A 14,194-nucleotide genomic window follows, 5' to 3' on the forward strand; every position below is an offset into this window, starting at 1 on the left:
AATGGACATTCAAAACCTATCGAAAAGCTTCGGCTCCGTCAAAGCACTGGACTCAGTCTCCTTCTCAACGCCTACCGATGCGACTGTCGCGGTCATCGGGCATAACGGTAGCGGAAAGACAACGCTCCTTGAGATAATAATGGGGATTCAGCAACCAAGCGAGGGGAAAATTGACCTCTCTGCAGAACTATCAGGCGCTCCGTTGAAAGAGAAAATTGGTGTCGTCTTACAGAAAAACAACTTCTACGAATCAGCCACAGCCTTAGAGCTGTTGCGCCTATTCTCCACCTACTATTCAGGGCCGGTACTGCCTATTGACGATCTCGTTGATCTTCTTGACATGCGTTCGTTCATTAATAAACGATACGGCGCGCTCTCTGGCGGTATGCAACAGAAAGTCAACCTTGCCCTCGCCTTTCTCAATGACCCCTCCGTAGTGGTTCTTGACGAACCCACGACAGGTCTAGACCCGCTTGCCCGCCTCGATTTCTGGACCACACTACGTGACCTCTGCATCGGGCGACTGGTTCTGGTCTCATCGCATTATATGTCTGAGGTTCAAGAAAATTGTACCCATTTAGTACATTTAGACCGAGGCAAGCTTCGTTACGCGGGTCAGATTGATCCTCTCCTTGAGCAAACCGGCGCACCAGATTTGAATAGTCTCTACATACGTATCGCACAGGAATCGAGGTCCGCTCATGCTTCTCGAGCAACTCAAAATTGAACTTAAAATTTACCTTCGGCAACCGCTTTACCTCTTATTTAGCGTGGTAATGCCCGCTATAAGCTTCGGAATATTTGGATCAATTTACAAAGATGCTTCTTATGGCGGCCTAGACTTCTTTGCTGCCTATATTCCAGGGTTTTGTGTCATTATTTTGTTTGCTACCGGTGTGTTCAACGTTGCCAACCAAGTAGTTTCAGAACGAGAGCGTGGGATATATCGTCGCCTATCAGTCACTCCAGTAAGTATGTTCAGAGTGATGTGTGTTCTTGTGCTCAAAGTATTTCTCATTTCTGTGCTCTCTTTCATGCTAATACTACTCTTAGCCTATTTTGTTTTTGATATTACCCCTCCAGCCCTGTGGTCTTTCATTCCAGCTTTCCTCGGAACAGTAATCGTTGCCCTGGTATTCGGATTCACCTTCGGAGCGCTATTCGACGAAACCGCCAAATTCTCAGCCGTAGGCATGGCAATATTTACTCCCCTGATGCTTTTGAGTGATGCCACGCTTCCTCTGCAAATAATGCCAGAATATCTCAAGACAATTGCTCAGATAAACCCGCTCTATCGGCTCAATCTTCTACTCAGAGCAGCTTGGGATCCAGCGGCTCATGCCGTTTCCGGTGGTGTTCTGTTGGAGTCTGCGGCGGTCCTGGTGGTGCTTCTAAGCGCAATATCAACTGCCGCATACCTACGTTGGAAGGCATAAACCTGACTCCGTTTGGTTCTTCATCACGTGCTAGGTAGATAGTCCGTATCTGTGAGTGAGGACCAGCAGTCACCATCGCATCCTAGCCAAGGCCTATTACTCCCAGAAGATAGCAACACGCTACCCCACAAACCCCGATATTTATGCCTTCGGGTATGAGAAAGAAGATGCTGGTTTGGATTGTATCCAAACCAGCATCTTCTTGGTCATAACACGTCAACCTCAGTGTTTTTCGAGCATCAGCGTGTTATTGCTGATTACCTGCATCTGAGGGGGGGGTGACACTGTTACTGTTAGGAGCGGAAATACTATGAGGCAGTGCCAGGTCCAAATTCGATGACAGCACACCCCTTCAAATTTCTCTGTCCAAGAGCTCTGCCAGCCCTGTTGAATACGTGGGTTGAATACATGGGCAAGATTAGGTAGATCAAATCGTTATAAAACGCCTGAACTTTACCGTAAATATTCATTTATCTGCCTCTTAACATGAAGTACCGGACAGATATTTCACCGGTTGACGTGAAGTATCGACCTGTCGGACTCGTTGTGATGTGAACTATTTGGATCCCTGAGCAACCTCGCGGGCTAGGTAGGTAGCTACCTTTAAATCCATGCTGGGGTCTGCTTGACGAATCTCGCGAAGGAGCCTGACCTGATTCTTTTTCACGTCAAGTCCGGCTCTCTGTGCTACATTCCTTGCCCAAGCAAGTGCTGCATCCATCGGCTGATCCGAGTCTAAGAAAAGATTGATAAGTTCAACCTTCGGGTTCTTGCCATTAATCCAGCTCATCTGAGCCCCTTTCTGTCACTGCGAACTTCTCTCTCAAGAAGCTCACAATCTAGTAGCCTGCAACGAGAGCAGTCCCAACCGAAGCTACCGGATGCGCCAAAGCTGAACGAAAAGCACTCAAGCGAGGAAACCGCGATAAAAATCCAGGTCGACGGCCTCAGCTACACTGCTGGTGCTTCGTCATACTCAGATATCATGAAATCTAACAGCATAGCCTAGATTTCATATACTACGATGAGAGGATTCCGAGAAGTCATCTGCACAGAGATGATAGATTTCCTCGAGGCTCTTCATAGACCTTGATAGTTGGCATCCTAACGGGATTTTCGTGTCCCGGTCAACAGCAACAGGCTAATATAGTTGAGTATCTCATAAAAAGGCTCCAGCGATATTGCTGACCTGCGTAGCCCAATCAAAGCGCTCAAAACTGGCTCGAGCGTCTCTCCCCTGCCCAACCAAAGCCACGATAGAAGCACATCGGGCTTCGGAGTCTATCAGGTGTAAAGCCCAAAACTCAAAGGGCTCGTTCCATCATACTTTTGTATCCAAAAGTGGGTACTAATAGTTGCCTCCACACAGACTATGGATACGTTTAAAGAGCGGTGATAGTTTTTCGTGAGAAGGTTGCACTCTATAGGTAGAGGCGGAATACATCTCGCATGCGAACGATTTTGTCGATAATCTCGTCAATGAGTTGCGGATAATTGGCTGGTTCATCAAAATTCAGACCTTCGATGATGTATTTGATGCGTGAGGCTTTCTTGTCATCCATTCGATACCAGCTCAGTTCGAACCCTAACGCGTGGTGGATATCCTCGGCCTGCTCGTAGAACTGATCGAACAATTCTTTGTTGTCATTAATATAGACTTCTAGCCCGATTTCACCAGAGACACTCAACAAGGTGATAGACAAGTGTGCTTCTGAAGTTCCCATCGCTACGTCGTACCAGTGATCGGTTGACGCCTTACGCGGATTGAATGGTTTACCTTTCTCAACCAGCGCTTCATTGAGTGCTGTCCAAAACTCTAACCGAGCTGCTTGTAGTCGGCTTTGTTCTTGACTTCCTGCTTTACGGTTGGTAGCTTTCGTGAAGTCGTTAGGTTTTTCTATCACTTCAAACTTCGGCGCAGGTAGTGAATCGCCAATCTTGTAGGCATGAATCTCAATCAAGAAGAAAGAGATCCCGTCGATGGTTTTCAGGTTCAGCCACTCGATAGCGGCGCGGTGTTCTTCTCGTGCTTCTTTGACGATCCACACGATGACGTCAGCGTCCAGCCCGGAAGCATAAGTGATGATTTTGCCGAGGTGGTCATGGTCTGTTACTTCGAGCTGGTTTTCAATGATTACGTTAATATTCGATGTTTCATCTCGCGCAACAAGATCGGCTCGGTATGCGCCAACGAATGCTTCTTGCTGAATATCTGTGAGTGTGAGCCCGATGGCGTCATTGAGATCTTCAATGTTTTCTGGTTGCGCTAGCCAGTTTGAAAACCCGTATTGTTCGTGTCTCCATAATTCTCGAACGTTGACTTCTACAAGTTTTCCGAACACATCTATCCCTCTGATTAGTTTCATGCATGCGGGGACGCCATTGCCCCGTAGGAATTTTCTCACGCGGGTGAAGTAACCACAAGTTCCAACGGCTAGCAGGTCTTTGAACATCAATTTACCAAGGCAGGTCAGTCAGCCCGGTAAATGTTTTGACTACCCTATGCATTCCGACGCGAGGCTACGCCTCTTGACACTCCCCAGATACACGCCCAAAAATCCTGCCAGACCCGCACGCAACGAACATTGAAGCTCCCACAGGTGCTTCGCGGAGCTCCTAATACCGCGTCAGCAGTAAATCCGAATGGTTAGCAGGGAAAACCCACCTATGGACATGAAAAAAAGATGCTGGTTTGGACTGTATCCAAACTAGCATCTAGGTGGTGGAGTTCAGGGGCAGATGTCGAACTCCGTGCCTACGGGGATTATTTGTTACCTGTTGTATTGGAATATATTCGTCGCCATTGGCAATACTTGTAATCATCACGACCATACTCATTTGAAGAGACTGTGAACCAAGAATCAGAAATAGCGGTCTCTTCATGAGATATAAGCGAATGCTATGATGAGGGTTATGGCAAAGAGCGGTGTTGTGTTACCCCTCGAGGTTGGGTTATTGCGGATTTGCGCCCAGGGGCTTGTGCCACGCATGTTATCATCTGATGTCGTTGGTGTGGTTGAGCATTTATTGGCGATGCAAGGTCAGCAAGTTTCGGCTTTTCCGCATGCCTTGTTGGTGCGTAGCCGCGGTACTACTGGAAGAGATGTAGCCGCGGCTTTTGAACAAGGTGTTTTAGTTCGTCATCGTCCGATGCGCGGAACTGTACATATCACCCATGCCCGCGATTTTCATTGGATGCGTATGGCATTAAAATCAGAGTATTCCTCCTGGGACCAGAAACACTACGACCATCTCGGTATTAATGAGCACGTAACCAATCAGGCTGTTGAAGTTGCTCGCCAAGCCATCAGGGAAAGAAATGGGGCAATTTTCCGTAAAGAATTATTCACTACTTGGAGTACTAATCTCAATACTTCTCATCTTGACCTCAAAGATATGCGGCGCTGGTGTCAATGGCTGATGTTCCGCCTAGCCCATGATGGTCAACTAATCGAAGGTCCGATGCGAGCCAACCAACACCTGTTCATTGATGCTTCCGTACTTCCCGCTGCTGACAGCCCCGAATCAGGTTTCCGCCTCACCACAGATAGTAAAGATAACGGCCGAAGAGAAATAGCTCGCCGTTATATCTACGGGCATGGGCCCGTCGGCATTGACGACCTTTCATGGTGGGCTGGAATAACCAAAACAGCAGCTGCTGACTACCTTGAAAAAGCATTAGAAGCTGATACATCACTAAGTCGCTACCAGGTCGAAGAGGACCGGCTTATCCCAGCTAAGGCAACAACTGACGTTAGAGAGCGCAAGCGCCTGCTTTATATGCGCCGGGACCTGCCAGATTTGCTTGCAGGCCAAAGAAAAGAAGCCCAAGAACTCATGTTCTTACCCTCTTTTGATGAATTGTACGTAGGGTATTCCAACCGCACTTGCCTGACTGACTCTGCAGGTGATGACTTGATTTGCCCATCCCATAACGGCATGTTCAGACCTCTTATCATCAGCGAAGGGAAACTAATTGGTGTGCGCCCGGTAGCCCAAGGACTGCAATGGCTGGCTAAACCTCCAAAACGACTTGCAGACAAGACTGAACGCCTCGTACAGGATACTCTAATTCGCGTTAACGGCTAACTCCAAGTCAACGTTAACTCACCTATAATTTTCTACCGGATGAATCTTAGTACGTCATTACTCAGGGATTAGGCAATAGCCTAGTGAAAATGCCATCGCTAGAGGCGGTGATGTTGGTGTACCATTAAGCGTGTTTAAAAGGTAATGGTCGGTATCCAAATCCGCGACCGCTACTTGCAAGACAGTGCCAATTTCACACATCGTCGCGGTGATATTACGTGAGATTCTACGATTTAAAGCAAACTTGTAGTATTCGTTAGTATCAACTAGCCGCCGATAGGCCCGGCTATTGTTAGGGGTTAGAGTAGCTATGCCCTTAGCTTTTGACGGGCTTGTTTATTTTGGAGTTCGCACCGCTAGATTATATCTCGGCTTCTCCTAAAAGGTTGCGTGCTTCTAGGAGCTAAGTTGCGATGAAATTATGTACGACTTTTTGCGCTTCTAGCTCGTTTTCTTCTCACACCCCGTCGCAGTAAACCAGCCATTTGGTAGCAATGGAGTAACGGATTTTATGAAGATATTCGGTGGCAAGAATGTCTGCTCACCCCCACGTTCGTATAGTCGTCTGGGTGCAGGCTGGTTAGTTGCTCCCATTTTTGCGAATCAATATAGCTAGGACTAGACGCGACTTTCTGAGCGAATTTATAAACCGATGCCACCCCGTTTCCAGTTACTATCTGGTAATGGTGGGTGCAAATAAGAGCTTTACGGTCGAAAAATTCTTGTCCTAGCACACCCCATAACGCACCAGTATCCGGGGTATCTGTGACACTTCTTATCTTCTCTCTCATACCCCTACGCAGCTCATAAGTATGCGTTATTTATACTTCTTGTTTACCGTAATCAAGTCCTTATCGTTATCCTTATACGTGCTGACAATTCCGCGTTTTATCAAACATTCAAGCAGTGCTTTGTCCGCTGAAGTATTCGGAACGCGTGGATGTTCTCGTCCTGTTTTTGTTAACTTCGAGTACTCGCCACCCATCGCATTTAAGATTGTGAAAAGTTTGTCGCTCGGGAGATTCTCGAGGTGTGGCTCAAGAAGAGATACGATGTCCCTTGTGTCAGTCCCTGCCTCTGCCATCTTTTGTAGGACAGAGTGAGGAATAGTGCATTTATATTGCACAGCTAGTCGTGCCAATACTTTGAGTTCTTCTTGCCCAGCATCCTCGACATACTTTACAGACTGCTTAACGATTTCCAGCTTGATTGAATCGTTAATTTTATCGTCGGTCAGGATCGCCATTAGATCCGGTTTCACTAGTTCCGGTGTCATGTAGTTTACGAAGCCCGTTGACTCACGGATGAATGCCTCTCGCGTTGGCCAATCAGTTGTTGCAAGGCACTCGTAAGATTCTACGGTATCTGCAATAATGCTGTGCTTTAGCAGTAACGCAAACAAGTCGCCCTTCTCTGCAGTAATATTGCTAATATCGACAGTCTCATCCAATTTCAAGCTTGCAACAAGGTTTGCTCGCGTCGTTGCGTCCGGTAAAGTTTCCCGCGATGTAAGAATCTTAATTGCCACCGTGTTTTTCTTATCTTCTTCAACCGACTCCACCTCAGTGATTGCATCTTTTTTAGACAGTAGCTGAGCAAGGTTCTCATCGATTCCAAAGGTATCAACGTATAGGCTCACGTTATTGAATGTTTCGGGGAACCGCTGGTACGATGCCAACACCGGCCACACTTTCTTAGAGATATCACTCAGGTTGGAGACCTGACATGCTGGCGCAGCGTTCTCAATTACACGGGCTAGGACATGTATATCATACTCAGCTACTTCAGACGCCCCTTGCCCGAGTAAATCCTTAAGCAAGGATACGAGTTGTTCACACGTGTTGACCGTTGTGGAAGTTCCTTCGACCGCACGCAGATAGGTATCTATATGTTCGAGGACGTAATAATAGACCGTCTCATTTTCCTCTCGGATAACGTCTAGTGCCACAGTCTCTTTATTTTCAATTGCGAGTGTCAGGTTCTCATACGTAATGTCATACAGACTGCGTGAGATAAACAACGAGCGCACATTTGGAGAGAGAGGCATTAGACTAGGTAGCTTGATATTCGCCTTATCGAAGAACTCACCAACTTGCTCTATTTGAGAAGGTGTTCCGTCAGTTGTGAGCACTGAAAATTCCGCGTAATGCATTCGCAAATAATCAATAACCTGTTCATCAACACATTGTACCTGTGATGAGAGGTTCGCTAGTGCAACATCCATTAGCTCCAGCAACGAAGCTTCGTCTAGTTCTACCGTGTTCACAAGATAAACAAGCACTCGCGAAGAGAGCTCCGTAAATCGCCGAATAAATTGCGGGCAATGCTCACCTGCGGCCAAGTATGCTTGCAGAAATTGTGTCTGTCTCTCTCCCGCACTATCTAATGAAGAAATCATGATATCGGCTGCGTCTTCGTCAGTCTCAAGAATCCGATCAAGAATCGCGATGTTGTAGAGTGCCGGATCTTTTAGCGCGTTCTTGCTACGTTCTCTTATAACTGCGTCGACGTCCTCCGTGCTAAGTTCAAAGTGCATATCCATCAGGTCACGTTCAACGTGGTGGATGATAAAGTTAGTCGCTGCTGGACTTACTCGGTCACCATGGAATGTGGAGGTGTAAAGGGTGAAGTTACGGTTAATATACCCTTCTCTCACTAGCTGATATACGAGTCCAAGCTTCAGCAGTTTCTCAGCTACAAAGTTAAACGGTTGTTCCTCTCCCTCATAGGTGACACAAAACTCAGTATGTTCCATGAGTTCACCAATATCGGCGCTACGAAGGAATTTAAGATTCTCGGTCTTCTTTTCGATATCTTTGTTTAGTGTGTCACGGATTGAGACATCCCACTCCTTAGCATCGAGTGAGTACCCCAGCTCTTTTTCCAAATAACTCCGAGTAAAAGACAGCCTTTCGCCAGAATAATTACCACGCCAATTTAATACGGGATTCCCATTAGCCGTGACAAAACTATTCCAAAATTGGACGCTCTGAAGCTCCTCGGTGGAAACAGCCTGGTCATTGTATCTATACTCCTCACCATAACGGTGGTAAGCGGCAGCATCCGTGACCCGTTCAACATGCGCTAATAAGCGTTCTCCCAATTCAACACTTCGGTTTGTCACCCCATCGATTTGTGTAAGCTGATTCTGGAGTTCTCGACGTTCGCCCTCAATCCGCTTGATATTCTCAGCTATAAATTTCCGGCTGAAATCGTATAGAGTGTCTAAGTTACTCTTGCCAAGTCTAATCATCTCAAAGTCCGTGAGGTGCGTACTCTTATAGAGCATCATCGCAAACAGTTCAGTCTCGCTCAAATCGAGTTGCTCACCATCGCCTGAAAAGATTCGATCTCGAAAGACAATAAACTCATTGCGGATATTCTTCAACAACCGCATATCAGGAACATATTTTATAGCTAAATCGAGCAACTCCAGCTCAACCTTATGTTCAATCTCTCCTAATAACTGTAACGCTAAGTTTCGAGCACTGCGATGCGTGATGAAGGGAACCACCGGAATAACGAGATCGAAGAACTTAGTCCGATTCGCACGCACCACCTCCGCTTGTGCAGGATCGTCACTTGAAAATGAACTTACCTCAAGATTACGGCCTTCCATTTCTAGACCAATTCGGTCGAAGATGCTGTCTTTAATCGCGTAGATGAAACGGACCGGCTTCCTAATCTGAGGTGAGGAGTTAAGCAAAGTATTGAGAGCACGCAACGTCTCAAAAATATACGAATTGTTGAAGCGATCAATATCCTCGAAAATTACAACATCACAACCAGACACATCAAAAAAGTAGACAATCTCATCAAGGTACTGGTCGAAATATGAAACAGAGTTATCAGCAAGTGTAACCGTCGCCGCCCCCGTCGAGAACTGCTTGATGTGCATCTTCCCGTGGAACAACCAGCGGAATATCAGTATGGCAATCGCCATAATTACCCAAATCATTAAGTGTATGCGATCCGCTAGAGTCTTTAGCACGGTGAAGGTCTCTGCAATCTGGTCAGTCCACCCAGTTAACAGGAAAACGACGGTACCCAGGAGCCCCAACAAGATCGCAATACCAGATTCTCTCCGCCACTGAAAACCTTGTATTCGACGAAACCGCGATGCCGGAGTCTTACCAGGTTCCTCTCTATAAAGCAGCTGTTTCACAATCTCCTGTTGGATACGATTAGTTGGGGTCATTGCTTGCTTAGGCACTGACTCCTCATCATCTGGTACCTCAATCGGCGCAAGCGTCGATAACGAAAGTTCGACAACGCGACCATCAAGCCGATTCCCGAGCTCACGCAAGATACTACTTTTGCCGACGCCGTAGTTACCAGACAACGCAATGTTACGGATTTTATCGTCTTCAAGCGATCTCTCGAGCGCCGCGACATAAACACTGTGCTCAGCTTCAATATATTCAGGGACGAGTGGAATAAGACTCCACTGGGACTTTTCAGTCGAATCCGTCGAGGCGTGTCCTATCACTACGATTCCTCCCATTGGGTAGACAACCTTAAACATCATTGTCGGTTTCAGCTCATGTCGCAAACCACGCTGGGTGTCTCCTCCACCCCATATGACGCAACATGAGTTATGCCCCTTGGAATGTGTCCTATACTACCGACAGACGCGGACAATCCAAGAAGCCACACCACACGAACTCGACCGAGCATCACGATCTAATCCCGATTACCTGACAACCAATACTTTCCGCGAACAGCTACCTACCCCACGCCATTTCAACCAAGAAGTCTGCACCACCAAACACTACGTAATTCACTTTGCCAATTAGAACCTGAGTAATCACTTCGTCACACATACTACGTGAACAAGGGGCAACGCCATCAAAGTAATCAGAAAGAGTCGTTTCTGCATGCAAAAATACCCGCGCCTTGGCATGGCAACAAAAGGACTAACTCCCACCGAGTCAAAAGTGTGCCCATTAGTAGGATTACGACACCAATGTAATCCTGGGCCAAGCATATAAAAAGGGGAAGTACGAACCCTCCCAAAAGAGTTCGACACTTCCCCCTCAAGTGGAGATGCGGGGAATCGAACCCCGGTCCGACGTGGCCTTGTCAGGGCTTCTCCGTGCGCAGTTTACGCTTCGGTGTTTTCGGCTTCGGTACTTGCGTAAACACATATACCGCCAAACCTATTCGTATAAAAGTCCTTCACTCCCCTACGACGAGGAAGTGAAGCAGTGGCCTTATAAAGCTGATACTAGAAACTCTGAGCTTAAGGCAAGCTCAGGCTAGCAGACTGGACTCGCGCTTAGGCAGCGAGTGCGAAGTCAGTGCGGTTATTAGTTTTTGCACTTATTTTTTGCAACGGGTATTAACGAGTATCCGCTACATCCTCGGCACGCTTCACCTGTCTCAACTCACGTCGTCGAAACCGATCATCCCCAATATTCTTTTATCAAAGAACTCCATGAAGTGAAAGTTATCTGCTGGTGCGAGCCTAAATCACACTACAGGACCATTCACTCATGGAAACACCATCCTACACTATAGGTTGAGTGTTTAGCAAAGGTTTAGGAGTTAGAAATTTCTACGTCAACGCCTTTGGACTTTGAATCAGTGTAATCGGTGATGCACTGTTCTAGCTGGGTGGGGTTGTCTTGGTATTCTTTGCAGTGTTCTGCTGCTTCAAAACCGATGTTGATAGCCACACTCCAGAAGAATGCCATCACAATAGCAGCAAGGATGGAGAGCACACCCAAGATGATGCCGGCGATTGCTTTACCGCGTCCAGCCATGGGGTATGGCTTGAGCTTACGCAACGCCATAATACCTAGGATGAGGGCGATGAGGCCCAGTAGACCGCCGATGACGAGCCATCCGCTCAAGAAGCCGAGAATACCGAGAATTAGAGCGGCAAGTGACATTCCTTCGCCGGGTACTTTCTGCCCGGGCATAGGTGCGTACGCGTTAGGCTGAGGCATCTGGTATCCGCCTTGGGGTGCTTGGTTGTTATACCCGTTGTGTGAGTTTTGCTCAGGCTGAGGGGTGTTGCCATAAGGATTTTCAGACATGATTGTTCTCCCGTTTTTTGTTATGTGTTTGTTCAGCTATCCGAGGTTTTTGTATCGCATAGCTCGACGTGCTTCGAGACTATCTTGTTTCTCTCGTAGCGCTTGACGTTTGTCGTACTCACGTTTACCGGTTGCTAACGCGATAGAGACTTTGACCTTGCCCTTTGTGAAGTAGAGTTTCAGCGGAATCACTGCATACCCTGTTTCACGAAGTTTTTGGTCAATTCTGTTGATTTCACTGCGGTGCATGAGGAGTTTTCGTCGCCGTTTCGCGGCGTGGTTCGTCCATGAGCCACGTCCGTATTCGGCAATGTTGACGCCTTCTAACCAGAGTTCGTTGCCGTACATCTGGCAGAAACCATCGACAATAGATGCTCCACCGTCACGCAATGATTTCACTTCTGTACCTAACAATACAATGCCGGCTTCATAAGTATCAATGATGTTGTAGTTGTGTGTAGCTCGACGGTTTGAGGCAATGACATGGTTATTTGGGTCTGCCCCTGAGCTTTTCTTTTTCTTCGCCATCTAAATGTTCACCTCCTATCCTTCTGCGCGTTCGGTAGCGCGCCATCGAATACCCGCATCGATAAAGCCTTCTAACTTTCCATCGAATACGGCACTGGGGTTACCTTCTTCGTAGTTTGTTCTGAGGTCTTTGACCATTTGGAAGGGGTTCAGAACATAGGAGCGCATTTGGTCACCCCATGTTGCTTTGACGTCTCCTGCGAGTTCTTTCTTCTTTGCGTCTTCTTGTTCTTTTTTCAGTAACAAGAGTCGGGATTGAAGAACGCGTAAAGCTTCAGCTTTGTTTTGAAGCTGAGATTTCTCATTTTGCATGGAGACAACGATGCCCGTAGGGATATGAGTGAGGCGAACAGCGGAGTCTGTTGTGTTAACGGATTGTCCGCCGGGCCCAGAGCTACGGAATACATCAATCTTAATGTCGGAGTCGGGAATGTCAATATAGTCGGTTTGTTCGATGAGTGGAATAACTTCTACCGCGGCGAACGATGTTTGACGACGTCCTTGATGATCAAATGGGGAGATGCGTACGAGTCGGTGTGTACCGGCTTCTACCGAGAGTTTACCGTAGGCAAAGGGTGCTTGCACTTCAAACGTTGTTGATTTGATGCCGGCTTCTTCTGCGTAGGAGGTGTCGAGTATTTGGGTGGTAAACCCGTTTTTCTCAGCCCAGCGAAGGTACATTCGTTGAAGCATTTGAGCGAAGTCTGCTGCGTCTACTCCTCCTGCGCCAGAGCGAATCGTGACGACTGCTTCACGCTGGTCGTATTCGCCGGAGAGTAGCGTGACGACTTCGAGATCAGCAAGTTTTTGTTGAATATTTTCTAGCTCTGTTTGCGCGTCGTCAAGCATGGTTGGTTCGTCTTCTTCTTCAGCAAGTTCGACGAGGGCTTCAAGGTCGTCGATGCGTGAGTGAAGACGTTCTAGACGTTCTAGTTCAGATTGTTTATGTGACAGTTGTGAGGTTACTTTTTGCGCTTTTTCTGGGGAGTCCCATAGGTCGGGCGCGCCTGCTGCTTCAGATAGCTCTGCGATAGAGTTTTTGAGCGCGTTAATATCGCTCACCTCGGCAATTGATGCGTAGGTTGAGCGTAATGTTTTAATCTCTGCAGAAAAATCTAATGAAGCCATGACTCTTAAGCCTAACTGAAAAACAATAATTCTGCTGTATGTTTACTGTTCTAGACGGCTACGAGCAGAACTTGTTGCGCTTATTTCTACTCCTTCAGGGACGACAACGCTCACAAGAGGGAGTTTAACCCGCGCACGCAAGGTCACAAGGGCGGTCTCGGGTGTAGATGCTCCTGTTGGTGAGGACAGTATCAAGGCCTCAAATTGTGTGTATGCAGAACTTTCTCGAAGAAAATTTTGTGCACTCTCTCGTACAGAGGCGTCGCTTAGAACGACTCGAGGTTTTACCCCACCACGATGTAATGCTCTAATCTCTTGTGCAGCAGCAGAGCTAGTGCGGTCCGCAAGAACTTGCAATTTTTTATGTTCTACATATACGGCGCTAATTCCAGCAGTAACAGAAGCAATGAGTAGAAGGACTAGACATAGCCCGATCAGCAGGAGCGTGATACTCCCCTGCTCTTGTTCCACATGAGCTGGTGTAGAGAGGCTAGTGGCGTCTTGTGGTTTTCTTATCAACGGTATTTTCCTATCCATACAGAACTTGTGGAATTCATCGTTGCAATAGAACCAACATCAAGTAAGGGCATCAAAGGTAGTTGGACGTCCACACTAGCTGTTACATCAATCCGTTGTTGGCTGTGGCAGTCATTCACACAACTTAGTTGAAAATGTATTTGTTCACCGTTGAGGTTATAGTCTTTCCCTACAAGTTCTGCAATATTGCGTAAGGCTCTAGGGTTGAGCTCTTTCCCACCTGCATCATGAATGGTCTGCCCCAGTTGTGCAGAGATGGAAGAGGCTGCTAGAGCACCAGAATGTAGGGTAAAAACGGTGAGAAGAAAATAGACGGTAGGGATAAAGAGCATGACGCTTAATCCCACGAATTCGATCAAGGCGTTGCCGTCTTCTCTTGTGTTCTTTTGAATGAACTTTGTGATGATGGCTTTAAGGCAAGAAGATGCGTTCATC

The 14,194-nt window shown here is 47.2% G+C and carries 12 protein-coding genes and 1 other RNA gene; 3 read left to right on the forward strand and 10 right to left on the reverse strand.

Translation table 11 applies throughout. From position 1 onward, the window contains the following. Nucleotide 1: 1 nt before the first annotated feature. Together ACN083_RS03900 and ACN083_RS03905 are read left to right on the forward strand one after the other, a co-directional pair. Nucleotides 2-727, forward strand: a complete 726-nt coding sequence (locus ACN083_RS03900; RefSeq protein ID WP_419101511.1) for an ABC transporter ATP-binding protein — start codon at nucleotides 2-4, stop codon at nucleotides 725-727. After that, the gene (locus ACN083_RS03905; RefSeq protein ID WP_419101512.1) at nucleotides 702-1,436 is read left to right on the forward strand and encodes an ABC transporter permease; all 735 of its coding nucleotides are present in this window, start codon (nucleotides 702-704) and stop codon (nucleotides 1,434-1,436) included. The genes ACN083_RS03900 and ACN083_RS03905 overlap by 26 nt, the downstream gene beginning before the upstream one ends. A 556-nt stretch (nucleotides 1,437-1,992) precedes the next feature. On the opposite strand, the gene ACN083_RS03910 is transcribed toward ACN083_RS03905, so the two are convergent. Both ACN083_RS03910 and ACN083_RS03915 read right to left on the reverse strand, forming a co-directional pair. Further along, nucleotides 1,993-2,226, reverse strand: a complete 234-nt coding sequence (locus tag ACN083_RS03910) for a hypothetical protein (RefSeq protein WP_419101513.1) — start codon at nucleotides 2,224-2,226, stop codon at nucleotides 1,993-1,995. 631 nt (nucleotides 2,227-2,857) lie between these two features. Next, nucleotides 2,858-3,778, reverse strand: coding sequence for a DUF4268 domain-containing protein (locus ACN083_RS03915; protein WP_419101514.1), 921 nt, complete (start codon nucleotides 3,776-3,778; stop codon nucleotides 2,858-2,860). 646 nt (nucleotides 3,779-4,424) lie between these two features. On the opposite strand from ACN083_RS03915, the gene ACN083_RS03920 reads away from it, so the two are divergent. After that, entirely contained in the window at nucleotides 4,425-5,525 is a 1,101-nt protein-coding gene (locus ACN083_RS03920; RefSeq protein WP_419101515.1) for a DNA glycosylase AlkZ-like family protein, read from the forward strand. Between the two features lie 57 nt (nucleotides 5,526-5,582). Here the strand turns inward: ACN083_RS03920 and ACN083_RS03925 are convergent, their stop codons facing one another. The 8 genes from ACN083_RS03925 to ACN083_RS03960 form a co-directional block, all read right to left on the reverse strand. Then, nucleotides 5,583-5,837: a hypothetical protein gene (locus tag ACN083_RS03925; protein WP_419101648.1), complete on the reverse strand. Its 255-nt coding sequence runs from the start codon at nucleotides 5,835-5,837 to the stop codon at nucleotides 5,583-5,585. 505 nt (nucleotides 5,838-6,342) lie between these two features. After that, entirely contained in the window at nucleotides 6,343-10,029 is a 3,687-nt protein-coding gene (locus ACN083_RS03930; RefSeq protein ID WP_419101516.1) for a DNA-binding protein, read from the reverse strand. Nucleotides 10,030-10,563: 534 nt separating this feature from the next. Then, nucleotides 10,564-10,938: a transfer-messenger RNA gene (gene ssrA / locus ACN083_RS03935) on the reverse strand. A 127-nt stretch (nucleotides 10,939-11,065) separates the two neighbouring features. After that, complete coding sequence (locus ACN083_RS03940; RefSeq protein WP_419101517.1) at nucleotides 11,066-11,566, reverse strand: DUF4190 domain-containing protein; 501 nt, start codon at nucleotides 11,564-11,566, stop codon at nucleotides 11,066-11,068. Nucleotides 11,567-11,602: 36 nt separating this feature from the next. Next, a complete protein-coding gene (gene smpB / locus ACN083_RS03945) occupies nucleotides 11,603-12,094 on the reverse strand; it encodes an SsrA-binding protein SmpB (protein WP_419101518.1) in 492 nt (163 codons plus the stop codon). Nucleotides 12,095-12,109: 15 nt separating this feature from the next. Further along, a complete protein-coding gene (prfB, locus tag ACN083_RS03950) occupies nucleotides 12,110-13,222 on the reverse strand; it encodes a peptide chain release factor 2 (RefSeq protein WP_419101519.1) in 1,113 nt (370 codons plus the stop codon). A 42-nt stretch (nucleotides 13,223-13,264) separates the two neighbouring features. Next, nucleotides 13,265-13,741, reverse strand: coding sequence for a pilus assembly protein TadG-related protein (locus ACN083_RS03955; RefSeq protein ID WP_419101520.1), 477 nt, complete (start codon nucleotides 13,739-13,741; stop codon nucleotides 13,265-13,267). Next, the gene (locus ACN083_RS03960) at nucleotides 13,738-14,193 is read right to left on the reverse strand and encodes a hypothetical protein (RefSeq protein WP_419101521.1); all 456 of its coding nucleotides are present in this window, start codon (nucleotides 14,191-14,193) and stop codon (nucleotides 13,738-13,740) included. The genes ACN083_RS03955 and ACN083_RS03960 overlap by 4 nt, the downstream gene beginning before the upstream one ends. Nucleotide 14,194 lies beyond the last annotated feature (1 nt).

It is taken from the genome of Rothia sp. CCM 9418 (assembly GCF_048512825.1).
Lineage (GTDB): Bacteria > Actinomycetota > Actinomycetes > Actinomycetales > Micrococcaceae > Rothia.

Bases quoted from the DNA above. Each gene is read 5' to 3' on its own strand.
- ACN083_RS03900 (WP_419101511.1), top strand. From the start codon at position 2: ATGGACATTCAAAACCTATCGAAAAGCTTCGGCTCCGTCAAAGCACTG.
- ACN083_RS03905 (WP_419101512.1), top strand. From the start codon at position 702: ATGCTTCTCGAGCAACTCAAAATTGAACTTAAAATTTACCTTCGGCAA.
- ACN083_RS03910 (WP_419101513.1), bottom strand. From the start codon at position 2,226: ATGAGCTGGATTAATGGCAAGAACCCGAAGGTTGAACTTATCAATCTT.
- ACN083_RS03920 (WP_419101515.1), top strand. From the start codon at position 4,425: ATGTTATCATCTGATGTCGTTGGTGTGGTTGAGCATTTATTGGCGATG.
- ACN083_RS03930 (WP_419101516.1), bottom strand. From the start codon at position 10,029: ATGGGAGGAATCGTAGTGATAGGACACGCCTCGACGGATTCGACTGAA.
- ACN083_RS03940 (WP_419101517.1), bottom strand. From the start codon at position 11,566: ATGTCTGAAAATCCTTATGGCAACACCCCTCAGCCTGAGCAAAACTCA.
- smpB (WP_419101518.1), bottom strand. From the start codon at position 12,094: ATGGCGAAGAAAAAGAAAAGCTCAGGGGCAGACCCAAATAACCATGTC.
- prfB (WP_419101519.1), bottom strand. From the start codon at position 13,222: ATGGCTTCATTAGATTTTTCTGCAGAGATTAAAACATTACGCTCAACC.
- ACN083_RS03960 (WP_419101521.1), bottom strand. From the start codon at position 14,193: ATGAACGCATCTTCTTGCCTTAAAGCCATCATCACAAAGTTCATTCAA.